Source organism: Frankia sp. QA3 (assembly GCF_000262465.1).
Lineage (GTDB): Bacteria > Actinomycetota > Actinomycetes > Frankiales > Frankiaceae > Frankia.
On record NZ_CM001489.1, the window covers coordinates 5,413,562 to 5,427,478 of the forward strand.

Genomic DNA, 13,917 nt, shown 5'->3' on the forward strand with positions numbered 1-13,917 from the left:
GACAGACTCTTGCAAAGCGGAGTACCGCGCCGGTAAGCTGCCACCGGCGGCGGATCATCCGATAAGGAGGCAGTGAGATGAGCGACGGCGATTCGCCGTACAGCGAAATCCCGCCCGCCCCCAATGACGCGGGCGGCGATTCCACGCCGCCGGCGGTCGACTTCTTCCGTCGTCGGCATGTGGATTTCGGCACAGTAGTGAGTGCTTCCTGTCCCGACTCTCGTCCCTCCCTCCATCCGGTATTCCGCTGAACCTCGGCCCCGGCTGATCCGACCCGGCCGTCCACGACCGGTAAGCGGATATCCGCCGGCGCACACTCAGGAATCTGGTGGCTTCGGGCCGCCGAGTCGCTGATTCATGTTTCTTTTCGGTTGAGAGGCTGACGCGCCGGCAATCCCGCTGCCGACCGGCCCACGCCGCTCCGGACCGACCCGCAATCCGCCCGGCGGAAACGTCATGGCCGCATGGGCTCTCATGGCCGCATGGGCTCTCATGGCCGCATGGGCTCTCATGGCCGCATGGATTCTCATGGCCGCATGGGCTCTCATGGCCGCATGGATTCTCGTGGCCGCACAGGCAGGCGCCACGTCGCCGTGGCCGCATGCGCCTCGCCGGCGGCGCCGCGTTCGACTGTCCAGCCTGTGCCGCACGAGCGCCGTGCCGTGCAGGCGACCAATGATCCTGAAGGAGCACAGTGGTGTCGTTGTCGGATCTGCGTGGGCGCGAGTTACACCTGAGCGTTCATCCGGTGGCGGCCGGGCACCATCCCGGAGCGTGGCGGTGGCCGGGCTCCGACCCACTCGCGTTCGCTCGGATCGAGGGCTACCTCGAGGTCGCGAAGATCGCTGAGCGCGGACGGCTGGACTCGATCTTTCTCGCCGACGTGCCGGGCCTGCACGCCGACATCGACGACTACCCGCAGCTCAACGGCCTAGAGCCGACGCTGATCCTGACCGCGATGGCCACGGTCACCGAGCGGATCGGGCTGGTCGGCACGGCGTCCACCACGTTCAACGAACCGTTCAACATCGCCCGTCGGTTCCGGGCGTTGGACCTGATCAGTCACGGCCGGGCCGGCTGGAACGCCGTGACCACCTCGGGTCCACGGGTCTCGGCGAACTTCGTCGCACAGGAGCCGAGCAGCCAGACGCGCTATGCCCGGGCCGAGGAGTTCGTCGCGGTCGTGCTCGACCTGTGGCGCAGCTGGGCACCCGACGCCCTGGTCGCGGACGTGGAATCCGGGCGGTATGCCGACATGGCCCGGATCAGGCCGATCGACCACCAGGGCACGTTCTTCAGCGTCCGGGGACCGCTCAGCCTTCCCCCGTCCGAACAGGGCTACCCGGTGCTGTACCACGCGGGGGTGTCCGACGAGGTGCGCACGCTCACCGCGCGGACCGGCGAGGCGATGTTCACGGCCGTGGTGGACCTGGACACGGCCCGTGCGGATCTGGACGTCGTCCGGTCCCGGGCGGCAGGTCTGGGCCGTCCGCCGGATTCGGTGCGGTTCCTGCCCGGACTCGTCACCTCTGTCGGTGGCACCGAGCGAGAGGCACTCGAACGGCGCCAGGCCCTCGACGAGCTGTCCGACCCGCGCGGCTCTCTGCGGGCCCTCGCGGCGCAGCTCGGCCTGCCCGCCGACGATCTGGAGCTGGACCGCCCGGTTCCGCCGACCCTGCGGGAGAGCCTGGTGCACGTGCGCGGCCACGCCCGCCCGTTCGCCCGCCTCGCCGCGGCGGGGCACACGGTGCGCGACATCATCCGCCGGGGCGGCGGTGGAGGGCACGTCGTCGCGGTGGGCGACCCCGAACAGGTCGCCGATGTGATCGAGACCTGGTTCGCCGCCGGGGTGGTCGACGGGTTCACCCTCATGCCGGACGTCACCGTCGACGGGCTGCCGGCGCTCGTGGACCAGGTGGTGCCGATCCTGCGGCGGCGTGGCATCTTCCGCTCGGACTATCGCGGGACGACGTTGCGGGAGCACTACGGGCTCCCGATCCCGGCCGTCGCGGCCCGGCGGCCGCTGGCACGGGCGCTGTAGATGGTCGCCGTCTCCATCGTCGACCAGGGCCCCGTGTCCGAGGAGACCACCCCGGCGCGGAGCCTCGGTCATTCGACCGCGCTCGCCCAGCTCGCCGACGAGCTCGGCTACACCCGGTTCTGGCTGGCCGAACACCACGGCGTGCGGAACATGACGATCGCGGCACCGGAGATCCTCATCGGCCACATCGCCGACCGGACGAGCCGGATACGCGTGGGCTCCGGCGGCGTCATGCTGCCCAACCACTCGCCCCTGCACGTCGCCGAGCAGTTCCGCACCCTCGAGGCGCTGCATCCGGGACGGATCGATCTCGGGGTGGGCCGGTCCACCGGGACCGGGGACGACCCCACCCGCGACGCGCTGCTGCGCACCCCGGACGGACTCGAGAGGTTCGGCGACCACCTGCGGCAACTGCTCGGCGTCGGCGGGCGCTGGGACCTTCCCGCCGATGATCCGTACCGAGCGCTCGTCGCGTCACCGGCCGCGGTCCCGTTGCCTCCGGTGTTCCTGCTCGGCTCCAGTGTCGGCAGCGCCGAGCTCGCGGCACGGGCCGGGCTCGGGTACGGCTTCTTCTGCGTCTACCAGGACCCGGCGGTGGCCGCCCGCGCGCTGCGCCGCTACCGCGAGTCGTTCGTGCCGGCCGCCGAGGGAGCCCGGCCGCTGGGGATCCTCGCCGTGCGGGTCTGGGTCGGCGAGGACGACGAGCACGCGCAGGCCCTCGCCGCCCCCGAGCGGCTCGCCGTGCTCGACCACCTCACCGGCAACCCCAGCCCGCTCGAGCCCGTCGAGCGGGCGCTGGCCCGGCGTCTCACCGACGCTCAGCTGGCCGCGCGCGACACGCTGGATTTCCGCGGCGACGTGGTCGGCGGCGTCGACCGGGTGGCCGGGCGGCTTGCCGAACTCGTCGCGGCCAGCGGGGCCGACGAGGTGATGGCCATCTCCAACATCCACGATCCCGAGGATCGACGGAACTCGTTGCGGCGCCTGGCGATGGCCGCCGGCCTGGGTCCGGTGCCCGCGAGGTAGCGCGGTTCACGGCGTTCGCCGTCCGCGGGGCGCATCCGGTCCGCCTGATTCATCTGACCACGAGAAACGGGGGTCCTTTCATGCCTACCCGCAGGAACTTCCTCGCCTTGTCGGCGAGCTCGCTGGCCCTGGCTGGCCAAGTCCTGGAAGGTCTCCGATGACGCCCTGAGCTACACGTTCGTCCTCCGCGACGACGTCACGTTCCAGGACGGGACGCCGTTCGATGCCCAGGCGGTGAAGGCGAACTTCGACCATGTCGTGGCGCCGGCGACGAAGTCGCGCAACGCCAAGACCCTGCTCGGCCCCTACCAGCGGACCGACGTGGTCGACGAGCACACCGTGGTCGTCCGTCTGAGCACGCCCTACTCGCCGCTCCTGGGCGGCCTCGCGTCGGCGTATCTGGGCTTCCACTCGCCGGTCGTGCTGCGCGAGCATGCCGCGGACATCGGCTCCGGCGGGAAATCGGTGGTCAGCACCGGCCCGTTCGTGTTCTCCAGGCTGACCCCCGGCCAGCAGGCGGTGTTCACCCGCCGCAAGGACTACCGGTGGGCACCGGCCTCGGCGCCGCATCAGGGCGACGCCTATCTCGATCAGTACACGGTGGAGTTCCTGACCGACGACGCCGCCCGGGTCGGCGCGCTCACCTCCGGGCAGCTCGACATCGCCGACCAGGTGCCCGCCGCCCGGGTCGCGCAACTGCGCAGGCAGCCCGGCATCAAGCTGGTCGACCGGGACAAGATCGGGGCGCCCTTCACGTACGCCCTCAACACCACCACGTTTCCCTTCAACGAGCGGGACGTGCGGCTCGCCGTCCAGTCCGGGGTCGACGTCAGGACCATCACCCAGGGGCTGTTCCAGGGTGCGTACAGCAACGGCTGGTCGGCGCTGACCTCCTCCACTCCCGGTTACGACCGCTCGGTGGAGAACACCTGGAGCTACGACAAGAACCGCGCGGTGAGCCTGCTGACGAAGGCGGGGTTCACCGCGACCGACGGCGGCGGCTATCGCACCCGCAACGGCCAGCGGCTGAGCGCGACACTGGCCTACGCGGCGGAGTTCACCACGGCGGAGCAGAAGAACTACCACACGGCGCTCAAGGACGCCCTCAAGCAGATCGGGATCGAACTCGTCCTTCACCCGCTGGCAACAGCGGGGATCGTGCAGGCGCTCGGTTCCGGTGACTACGACATCGGCGCCGGTGCGGCCACCGCGACCGACGCCTCGGTGCTGCGCACGCTGTTCTACTCGACCGAGCTTCCGGCCGACGGCGGAGCGAACACCACCCGCATCAGGGACGCGGAGATCGACGGGTGGCTCGACAATGCCCTGCGCACGCAGAACACCGCGGCCCAGAACGCGCTCTACGCGAAGGTGCAGCACGGTGGTGGGCAGGGGCGGGGTCGAACCGCCGACCTTCCGCTTTTCAGGCCGAACTGGCCGTGTTGTCGGTGTCCGTGGACGTGTGCTCTCGGCTGTGGAGGACCGCCGACGTGCGTGCTTGGCTGCTGCCGTTGCTACACCCGTTGCTACACCTCGGCACGAGCGCGAGAGCACTGTGCCGGCCTGGGCGGCAGCCCTTTCGCCCACCCCAATACCCGAGCAGGTCCGTACCCTCTGCGGGTGGCTGCGCCGGTCCAACGTCGACCTAAGCCGACTGGAGTCCACGCTGGGTACTGGGCGTCGCCGCATCCGCGCCCGCAACGTCCCTCGCCCCGAGGAGATCGGCTGCCTGGGTTTGACGCGGGGACCACGACCATATTTGAGCATCGATTTGGCTTGGCTCGATGCCGCGCCGGGATGGTCGGTCGGGATGGCCGTATGGCTGCCCGTCGGAGGCGGTGCCCGGTGAATATTCGGCGGGAAATATCGTCGGCCGTGTCCCGTGACGAGTCCTCGGGTGTTGCCGGGCCTGCATACGCCGCGAAATTCGCGACCGTGGCGATCGGGGCCGTGGTGGCGTTGGCGTTCCGTTTTGGTTTTGGGAATTATTTTGCCCTCGGTCCGTGTTCGGGTGTCCCGATCCTTATTGCGCCCGTGGTAGCCCCGGCGGTGGATTTTTCTGTGGTCGGGCTGTTGCTGGGTACCCGTCAGCTGGCGCCCGCTGTACGGCGGTCCCGCCGATGTGCAACGGTCCGCTCGGCGTCTGCTCATCTTCGCCAGTCTGGTCACATTGACCCTCAATGTCGTGGAATCGTTGATCGCCGGCCAGTACGGTAAGGCCGCGTCGACGCCGTCGGCCCGCTGCTGATGATTGGTTGGCAAAAGTCGGTCCTGGACTGATCCAGGCCATGCAGGAGACGGGGACACGCGCACCCCTGCCGGCTTCACGCACCGCGGAGGATTCGCATGAATCGACGGTGGTGGATCAGCGCGCGCTGCCCGCGCAGGCTCGCCCGAGTGCCAGGGCTGCGACGCCCTCTGCAGGCGCGAGGAGTCATCGGAATGGTTCGGGTGCATGGGAGCAGGACATGCTTCATCGAGCGCGGGCTGAAGATGTGCTGCACTGGCAGCAGCACCAGCGCCCGATCTCCGCGGAGACACTGCGCAAACGCCTCCGCGTCGACGCCGGCACCGCCCGTGGGCTGGTCACGCAGCTGCGTAGCGACATCCACGCCCAGATCGAAGACACCGCCAGACCGGTCGGCGGTGAGCCCCAGCAAGTCTGATCGAAGGGGGTAACGGCGATCCCCGTGGCCGCGGGGATCGCCGATGACCATCTGCTACGACTGACACTCCGATCGTCACGGACCGCCCGTCGCCAGTGAACGCGCGCGCCGCGCACATCGCCTCATTTCAATGATCGCAATGTTCCACGTGCGGGGTCTTCTCACGTTGGGATACCAAGTAGAGATAGATCAGGGAGGGGATGAGCAGGGCTGCGCCGATGGCGAGCGCCCACAGCACCGGGTGGAGAACGGTAGTGCCGCTGGCGGCGGCGTGGGCAGTGAGGCCGGGGAGCATGCTCGGGTACTGGGCGATGCCCCAGGCCCAGAGCACGCCGGTGACCGCGAGGGCCGCGGTGAGGCGGACGAGCAGGTAGCGCCGGGCCAGCAGCAGCGCCAGGGACAGGACGCCGGCCGTGCCGCTGGTGATGACCAGGGGAAGCGCCTTGCCGGTGAGCCCGTCGAACAGGTGGGGGGCGTCGGCGCGCAGGACGGGGAGCCCGCCCAGGGTGAGCGCGCCCAGGAGCAGGCCAGTGATCAGAGCGCGGCGTCGGAATGCCTCGGTCAGCGTGGGCTCGCGGGCGCGGCGGGCGTCGGCGGTGAGGTAGACCGCGGCGAGGTAGGCGGTGGTGACCACGGCGATGACGCCGGTGGTGATCGAGGTCGGGTTCCACCAGCTGGCCAGAATGTCTCCCTCGGGGATGTCTGGTGGTATCCGCCCGGAGGCGACCGCGCCGAGGGTGGTTCCGAGGAAGAATGGGGTGACCACCGAGGAGAAGGCGAACGCCGCTCCGAACATGCGTCGCTGCCACAGTTCGTCGCTGACCTTGCGGAAGGCGAACGCCGCGCCGCGGGCGATGATGCCCAGGGCCGCGAGAGTCAGCGGGATGTAGAGGGTGGCCGCGAACGGGGCGAACGCGGCGGGGAAGCACGTCCAGAACAGAGTGATCACGAAGATCAGCCAGACGTGGTTTGCTTCCCACACTGGTCCGATGGAGTGTTCGATCAGGTCCCGCTGGGGTTGGCCTCGGTCGGCCCTGCCGGCGAGCAGGTCCCAGAGGCCGCCGCCGAAATCGGCGCCGCCGAACAGGGTGTAGAGCGTGAGCCCGATCCACAGCACCACGAGCAGCGTGTCCGCGGCGGTCATGATCTGGTTCCGTCCGCGTCCGCGTCCGTGTGGGCGGGTCCGGGCGGGCTTTCCTGGGGTGCCACGGCTCGTGCGGGTACGGGGCCGAGGCGGGCGAGGCGCCGCAGTACGTAGATCGTGGCGACTGTGAGGGCCGCGTAGACCGTCAGGACGATCAGCAGGCCGGCCAGCAGGCCGGGTTGCGGGTTGACCGCGTCGCGGGTGAGCAGGACGTTGTAGACGACCCAGGGCTGCCGGCCGACCTCGGTAACCACCCATCCGGCCTCGACCGCCAGCGCGGCGGCTGGCCCGGCCACCGCCGCCGCTCGGAGAAACCAGCGGCTGTGGGGCAGGTCGCGGTGGCGCCACCAGGCCAGCGCAAGCCACATGCCGAGCGCGACGAGGGCGAACCCGATGCCCACCATGAGCTGGAAGCTGAGGTGCACCACGTTGACCGGTGGTTGTAGCTCGGCGGGCGCCTGGTCGAGGCCGAGCACGACCGCGTCGGGATCCCAGTGCGCGAGCAGGGACAACGCGTTGGGGATCTCCAGGGCATGGCGCAGTTCCCCGTCGGCGTAGACGCCTCCCAGTGAGAGTGGCGCGCCTGCCGTGGTGCGGGGCAGCCCCTCGATCGCGGCGAGCTTGAGGGGCTGGAACTCCGCCAGGAAATGCGCCGCCCAGTCACCCACGACCACCTGGACCGGGGCCAGCGCCGCGGCGGCGGTGAACGGGACCAGGAATCCCAGCCGATGGTGCCGGTCTCGTTTGCCGCGCAGCAGCGCCACGGCGTAGACGGCGGCGGTGCCGAAGCCGGCGACCATGAGCGCGGCGATGATCATGTGCACGGTCTGCGGCGGGGTGGCCGGGTTGAACATCGCTTCCCACGGGCGCACTCCGGTGACCTCTCCGTTGGAGATGTCGAAGCCGCGGGGCTGGTTCATCCAGGCGTTCGCGGTGACCACGAAGAACGCCGAGGCGACCCCGGCGATAATGATAGGAAGCCCGGTGAGAACATGCACCCAGGGTCGCAGTCGGTCCCAGGCGTAGAGGTAGATTCCCAGGAAGATCGCTTCGATGAAGAAGGCGAATCCCTCCAGGGTGAAGGGCAGGCCGATGACGTCGCCGAACCTGCCCATCAGGCCGGGCCACAACAGGCCCATCTCGAAGCTGAGAATCGTGCCGGAGACCGCTCCGACGGCGAACAGCACCCCCATCGCCCGCGCCCAGGTGCGGGCCAGTGACTCATAGGCCACGTCGCCGGTACGCAGGGCCCGCCACTCCATGAACACCGTCAGGGCCGGCATACCGACCCCGAAGCAGGCGATGATGATGTGCCACCCCAGCGAGAAGGCCATCTGTGTCCGTGCCGCCGCCAGGTCACCCGGTGTCGCCCCCTGGGCCAGCACACCGGCCAGGAGGTCCCGCATGGTCCCGGCCTCCCTGTCCTGCACTGCCCTGCGGTTGGTTTGCTGGATGTGAGGTCCGAAGGTAGTCATCCGGCGACATGTCGATGGCGCGGTCCGTGACGGAGGACGGCCGCCGCGTGGCCCTCGCAGAGAACGATCGAGGGTTCGACGAGAAAACACGAGGCCGTACATCCGGCTGTGAGCGAGCTTAAACGGTTCGGCAAGGAGCTGGTGGCGGCGGGTCCAGGTCTTATAGATTTGTCGGTGAAGGCGTGTCTCGAGGTGCCGACAGATGCGGAGGTGGACCGATCCGCAACGTGCCGTACAAGATAGTTCCGAAATGCTGGGCGACCTCTCCGCCCGACGGGGTCCCGTCGTCGAGCATCACAGAAACCATCGGCTCTCGCGGAGCCTGGGCGACGTCACGATGTCGGAGTTCCAGTTCGAGACCTCACGCAGTTGACCGAAGAGTCTCGCGATGAGGTCGGAGTACGACACCGTGACGGGCTGCCGGCTGGGATAGAGCCGGCGCCACGACATCGCGGTGAACCGGAAGATCTGCCCGGCGATGTAGTCCAGGTCGGTGAACGTCGACTCGCAGTGCACTTTGATCAGGAGTGGGTGTGGCGCGCCCTGTACCGGTGTCTCAGGCTCCGGTGGCGCGGCGACAAGCGTCGGATTCTCCTTGGTTGCGGAGATGATCTGCCGATACTGTAGCTGGAGCGCGGCGTGGCACCGCCGCAGACGTCGCAGTCCAGATAGAGATCCGACCTGGGGGTACGCCGCCACACGTCCCGCGCGATGAAGGCGAGCCCCGAGACAAATTCACGCACCGTCGTCTCGACGTCGTCGCGACTACGGCCATGCGCGTTTCGGCTACTCCGCACAGCCAATCATCATCTCATTCGACCGGCCCAGCCTGATGGCAATCGCGAGCAGATCGCCCTGTTCATAAATAATTCTCCGCGACCACACCCTGTAGCCGACCCGCGCCCAGCGGTGTCTCGATTGGGATTGGCAGGGGTCCGGTCGCGCGGCGCCAGGCATGTCAGCCTGCGGTCGGGTCGTCAGCCGTCTGGACTGCCGGCTCAGCGAACAGCCGCGCACGCTCGGCCGCGACGATGATGTCGTGGACCAGCTTGTTCTCGGACACGTCGAGCGCTTCCGGCGCGCTGGCAGCGGTCGCGCTGATCCGGGCGAAGTCGTCGAAGACGGACCCCTTGCGTGCGAGGAGCTCGCGGATCCTCTGGTCCACGCCCTCCTCGGACAGCAGCCGATGGACCTGGACGGACTCGAGCTGCCCCATTCGTTGGGCGCGCCTGATGGCGTGCTCCTCGGTGGAGGGCTTGAGCTGCGGTTCGCACAGGATGACGACGGATGCGGCCTGGAGGTTGAGCCCCGTACCGACAGCGAGGATCGACGCGATGAGTACTGCTCCGCCGTCGGCGGCGGAGAACTCGTCCACCAGAGGTTGGCGTTGCGCGGCGGGCGTCTTGCCGGTGAGCGGGCCGAAGACCGGGCCAGGTAGTTCCTGCTTGACGTGATCCAGGACGTCGAGGAAGAAGGAGAAGACGAGCACCCGTCGTCCGTTAGCCACCGCCTCGGCGACGATCTCCCTCAGCCGGCCGAACTTCTCCGAGTGGCGCCCCTGGATCATCGCGGCCCGCCTCATGGCCATGAAGTTGCCGTCTCGCACCGCCTCCTGGTAGGCAGCGAGATCCTTGGCGGACATCGGGAGCACCTCGTCGACCTCGACGAGCGGGGGCAGTTCGGGGAGCACGTCCGCCTGGTTGCGGCGCAGATAGGCCGGGGCCACCTGTGCGCGGAACCGCCGGGGGGACAGGCCGCTGGTATCTACCACGAGCCTGGGCTGCACGTGGCGCACGAGGGTGACGAACTCGTCGAGACGGTTCTCCAGCGGAGTGCCGGTCAGCAGCAGGGCACGATCGGACATCTCCAGAAGACGCGCCGCCAGCTGCGATCTCTGCGTCTCCGGTTTCTTGATGTAGTGCGCCTCGTCAACGACCACGCAGCCCAGTTCGACGTCGTGGAGCTGGGGCAGCAGCCAGCGCAGGGTCTCGTAGGTGGTCACGGCGACGCCGCCGTCGCGCCGCCAGTCGTCCACGGCTGCGTCGCGTCTCGGTCCGTGGACGCGATGGGGGTCCAGCGTCGACTTGGCCGAGATTTCCCGGGTCCAGTTCGTGACCACCGCGGCGGGACAGACCACGATCGTGTGACGGTGGCCGTGTGCGCGAAGGTGGGCGAGCACGGCGAGGGCCTCGACGGTCTTGCCCAGTCCCATCTCGTCACCGATGATGACCTTGCGTCGGGCCAGCGCGAACCGGGCGCCGAAGCTCTGATAGCCGCGCAGTGTCCCGACGGTTAGGTGCTCGGTGTTGAGGGACGTCGCGCGGACGGCGGCGACGATCTGCTCGGGCAGGTCGCCATGGATCCTGTTCTCGTCCTCGGGTGCGACGCCAAGCTCGGTCAGCATGCCGAAGTAGTCGGCGGGCCGGGCGAGGAAGTCCTCCCACGGGTCGGCAGCTGGTACCTGGCCCGGTTGGACGTCGCTGACCGAGGCCGCCCGGCGCAGGACCGAGGTGACGCCGGTCAGGAACTCCTGCGCGGACCGCCCGGCGAGCGGGACCACGGCCAGGCGTTCAGGATGGCGGCCAAGCGCCTGTGCGAGCGGCGCCAGTTCCTGGGCACGTGCCAGGTCCCAGGCCGCGTTACGCAGCCTGCGGGTGGCGTCCCAGGCGCCAAGCAGACGCAGTAACCGGGTGGCCTCCAACGTCTGAAGCCTGATGTCGATACGGACCGGCATCTCGTCGTAGGTCGTCTGGCGCAGTGTCTGCGCGGCTCCCAGGAACCTGGCCGCCAGGGTCGACCCGATACCGGACACGCCTTCCAGCGCACGCCCGCGGTCGAGCACCGCCTGCACGGTCGTGATGCCGGCGTCGGTCAGCAGGTTGACGCGCAGCCGGTCCCGGGTCACCTCCCGGAGCCGATCGACGGACATGGCGGCAAGCCGACTGCGGGTTTCGGTCCGTCGGACCTGGTTACTCGCCTGGACTGCGGCGGCCCGGTGAGCCGCTTCCGACTGCAGGACCTGGTCGATCATGGTGATCGCCTGGCCGAGCCCGGCGACGACATGGCCGTCGAGGAGTTCGAGACCTCCGGAGTCGGGAGCGCCGAGGTGTTCGGCGAGCCCGATCCCAGGATCCAGTGCATCCGCCACACTCATCCCACGGACGCTGTCGGGGTTCGGCGTCAAACTGGCCAGCAGACCGGGCAGGTCGGTCTCGACTGCCTGGTCTCTGTAGCGGATGAGGAGAGTGCCGGCTTCCGCAGCGGCGCTACGTCGTGTGGGGCGGCTGAGGAATCGACGGGCGCTGAGCAGAACCCGCGCGTCGCCGATGATGCCGGGGACGTCGGTGACGAGGTCCCCGATGTCCTCGGCGTCCAACTGGGCGAGGTCGGGGAGATGCGAGCGCAGCGCGAGGGCGCGGATCAGGCTTTCGTCCGTTTTTCGTAGGGGGAGGACTCGCCAGACTGACACGCCGTCGCGAGGAACGTCGATGGCGGCGCGACGCAGTTCCTCGCCGGCGACCCTCGCCTCCTCGACAATTCTTGAACGCTCGGCGAGCAAGCGCTGGGCCTGCGCCAGCCAGCCACTTATCTCCTCGACAGCAGTGCGCAGCCGTTCTCTTTCTGCCCTGTCCATCTGCCCCTGGATCCCCCAGATTGTCGTGGCAAACAGATCAATGGTGCCATCAACGCCATGGTTTAGCTGCAAGAACGTAGAGAAGGAGGCCATTCAGCTCTGACTACGCAAATACGACAAACCAGCAGAAACAAAGCCTAATACGCCGAGCGACTCTTCCGATCACTCCCCGGTGCAACCCTCGGACAGCGAGCAGGGCCATCACCCGGCGCATCACCGCCACTTTCGGTGTCCGACAGCGATGCTCACCAGGAGGCGCTGGTGGTCATCGGATGACCTGCCGACGCCGCAGAACATCGCGGCCACCGTCGGAGGACGTCATGGTGGGAGGGTTGTGCCAGACGAGGCGGAGGTTCCGTCCAGCGACGGCGAAGATCTTCACGGCGCAATCAGCCGAGTTCACCGGCGAGGATATGCGCGGCTGGCACCTACCCGCGATCTTCTCGGGGTAGACGGCGAACGGATAGTCTCGGAAAGCTCCACGCTCGAACAGGCGGTCGCGCTCATCGAGGCCGCGGCCGGACCTGTACCGACGCCTCCCATCCAGTCGGCACCAGGCAGTCTTGCCACATGACTCCTGCGGCGGGCACGGGTGTTGCGGGATTTCGGGCCTGCCGCTCCAGACCAAGCACGTGCTGGCCGCAGCCGACAACGCTTCCGCCAGTGGATGGCATGTGGCTCGGCGGATCGCAGCCTTCTCACCGTGCCGCTAACCGCTAGCGCGAGGGTCAGCTGGGGCGACGCGGATGGCACGGAAGATCCGCTTCGGATTCGTAGAGGTTCTCGAACGCGCGGGCCGCTGGATCGGCGCGGAACGCGGCGAGGCGAGTGCACAGGTGTTGGACCCGGTCGGAGGTGCGTGTTGATCCTGCGCAGGCGTCGAGGCGGACGAGGTGGGTGGTTTCCTCGACAGTCCGTGGAGGTCGCCTGTCTGCAGGTAGGCCTCGGCGAGCCAGGAACGGTAGAGGGCGGCTTCGCGAGCGTGATCTTCGTCGCAGCGGGCGACCGCGTCGACCAGCAGTGGTTCGGCGCGTTGCGGGATGCCGAGCTCGACGTAGCAGCGGCCAGCCATCACCTGGGTCTCGTTGTCGTCGAGCCAGTACACCCACGTCGGTCCGTCGTCAGGGTGTCGCTGGTCGTAGTGCCGTTCCACCGCGGCAAGCGCTCTCTCCGTGGCGGGCCGGTCGCCGGCCTTCGCGTGTGCCCAGGCGATCCGTTCGTACAACAGCGCCAGAGTGGCCGACATGGCGGAGTTCTCCGCTCCGCGCAGGGCGGTACGGGCCAGCAGGATCACGGTGCGCGGGTCGTGCTGATTCGCGAACTGGTAGCTCAACGTCGAGATCAGGTTCGCCGCGACCGGGCTGTTGCCCACGGCATGTGCGGCTTTCACCTGTCGAGTCGGACCAGGCCCTGGACATCGGACCCGGTCGAGTCAGGCATGCTGCGACGCGGAAATGCCACACAGATTGGTGCGGAACCCGCTGGCGAGCGGATCAGGTACCAGCTCTTACGCAGGTTGGTGATGGTGTGTCGCGGACCGTCCGCCGCACAAGCGGACGGTCCACCAGCCCCGATCTTGAGCACCATTGCAGGTCATGGCACCGACACGACCGGGCCAGACTAGCTTCGTTGCCATACAAAACCCATACCGTGTGGCAACGTCCGTGGACACGGGCCTCGTGACCTCCCACCCGGAAAGCGGAGGTCGATTCCACCATTTACGCAGGTCAACCCGGGTGGCAGACGGGCCGCCACCGGGATCACGCGACGCCGTTGCCACACCCGTTGCCATACAACGATCAAAAAGTGATCGACAAATCCTGCTATTCTCGCAGGTCAAAAGGGTGGGCAGGGGCGGGGTCGAACCGCCGACCTTCCGCTTTTCAGGCCGAACTGACCGTCATTTCAACGTCCGCGGACGTACGTTTTCG

At 68.4% G+C, this 13,917-nt stretch carries 10 protein-coding genes; 5 read left to right on the forward strand and 5 right to left on the reverse strand.

The annotated features are described in order from the left end of the window. The first annotated feature begins 77 nt into the window (after positions 1 to 77). The 5 genes from FRAQA3DRAFT_RS35360 to FRAQA3DRAFT_RS38920 all read left to right on the forward strand — a co-directional run bounded on the left by FRAQA3DRAFT_RS35360 (position 78) and on the right by FRAQA3DRAFT_RS38920 (position 5,733). On the forward strand, positions 78 to 251 hold the full coding sequence (locus tag FRAQA3DRAFT_RS35360; protein ID WP_009741291.1) for a hypothetical protein: 174 nt from the start codon (positions 78 to 80) through the stop codon (positions 249 to 251). Between the two features lie 446 nt (positions 252 to 697). Next, positions 698 to 2,041 (forward strand): NtaA/DmoA family FMN-dependent monooxygenase, encoded by a 1,344-nt coding sequence (locus tag FRAQA3DRAFT_RS22170; protein WP_009741292.1) that lies wholly within the window; start codon positions 698 to 700, stop codon positions 2,039 to 2,041. Continuing rightward, the gene (locus FRAQA3DRAFT_RS22175; protein ID WP_009741293.1) at positions 2,042 to 3,067 is read left to right on the forward strand and encodes an LLM class flavin-dependent oxidoreductase; all 1,026 of its coding nucleotides are present in this window, start codon (positions 2,042 to 2,044) and stop codon (positions 3,065 to 3,067) included. It abuts the gene before it with no gap. Between the two features lie 165 nt (positions 3,068 to 3,232). Further along, the gene (locus FRAQA3DRAFT_RS38915; protein ID WP_369809475.1) at positions 3,233 to 5,284 is read left to right on the forward strand and encodes an ABC transporter substrate-binding protein; all 2,052 of its coding nucleotides are present in this window, start codon (positions 3,233 to 3,235) and stop codon (positions 5,282 to 5,284) included. A 251-nt stretch (positions 5,285 to 5,535) separates the two neighbouring features. Beyond that, a complete protein-coding gene (locus FRAQA3DRAFT_RS38920; protein WP_369809373.1) occupies positions 5,536 to 5,733 on the forward strand; it encodes a hypothetical protein in 198 nt (65 codons plus the stop codon). Between the two features lie 127 nt (positions 5,734 to 5,860). Here FRAQA3DRAFT_RS38920 and FRAQA3DRAFT_RS22195 read toward each other — a convergent pair whose 3' ends face one another. The 5 genes from FRAQA3DRAFT_RS22195 to FRAQA3DRAFT_RS22215 all read right to left on the reverse strand — a co-directional run bounded on the left by FRAQA3DRAFT_RS22195 (position 5,861) and on the right by FRAQA3DRAFT_RS22215 (position 13,376). Next, entirely contained in the window at positions 5,861 to 6,877 is a 1,017-nt protein-coding gene (locus FRAQA3DRAFT_RS22195; RefSeq protein WP_009741294.1) for a cytochrome d ubiquinol oxidase subunit II, read from the reverse strand. Continuing rightward, positions 6,874 to 8,283 carry a cytochrome ubiquinol oxidase subunit I gene (locus tag FRAQA3DRAFT_RS22200; protein ID WP_009741295.1) on the reverse strand — a complete coding sequence of 470 codons (1,410 nt, stop codon included), beginning with the start codon at positions 8,281 to 8,283 and terminating at the stop codon, positions 6,874 to 6,876. Before FRAQA3DRAFT_RS22200 ends, FRAQA3DRAFT_RS22195 begins: the two co-directional genes overlap by 4 nt. 363 nt (positions 8,284 to 8,646) lie before the next feature. Continuing rightward, positions 8,647 to 8,868, reverse strand: coding sequence for a hypothetical protein (locus FRAQA3DRAFT_RS35365; protein ID WP_035921323.1), 222 nt, complete (start codon positions 8,866 to 8,868; stop codon positions 8,647 to 8,649). A 442-nt stretch (positions 8,869 to 9,310) separates the two neighbouring features. Continuing rightward, complete coding sequence (locus FRAQA3DRAFT_RS22210; protein ID WP_035921324.1) at positions 9,311 to 11,986, reverse strand: DEAD/DEAH box helicase; 2,676 nt, start codon at positions 11,984 to 11,986, stop codon at positions 9,311 to 9,313. Positions 11,987 to 12,695: 709 nt separating this feature from the next. Next, entirely contained in the window at positions 12,696 to 13,376 is a 681-nt protein-coding gene (locus FRAQA3DRAFT_RS22215) for a hypothetical protein (protein WP_157467581.1), read from the reverse strand. Positions 13,377 to 13,917 lie beyond the last annotated feature (541 nt).

Bases quoted from the DNA above. Each gene is read 5' to 3' on its own strand.
- FRAQA3DRAFT_RS22195 (WP_009741294.1), bottom strand. From the start codon at position 6,877: ATGACCGCCGCGGACACGCTGCTCGTGGTGCTGTGGATCGGGCTCACG.
- FRAQA3DRAFT_RS35360 (WP_009741291.1), top strand. From the start codon at position 78: ATGAGCGACGGCGATTCGCCGTACAGCGAAATCCCGCCCGCCCCCAAT.
- FRAQA3DRAFT_RS38920 (WP_369809373.1), top strand. From the start codon at position 5,536: ATGCTTCATCGAGCGCGGGCTGAAGATGTGCTGCACTGGCAGCAGCAC.
- FRAQA3DRAFT_RS22200 (WP_009741295.1), bottom strand. From the start codon at position 8,283: ATGCGGGACCTCCTGGCCGGTGTGCTGGCCCAGGGGGCGACACCGGGT.
- FRAQA3DRAFT_RS22175 (WP_009741293.1), top strand. From the start codon at position 2,042: ATGGTCGCCGTCTCCATCGTCGACCAGGGCCCCGTGTCCGAGGAGACC.
- FRAQA3DRAFT_RS22210 (WP_035921324.1), bottom strand. From the start codon at position 11,986: ATGGACAGGGCAGAAAGAGAACGGCTGCGCACTGCTGTCGAGGAGATA.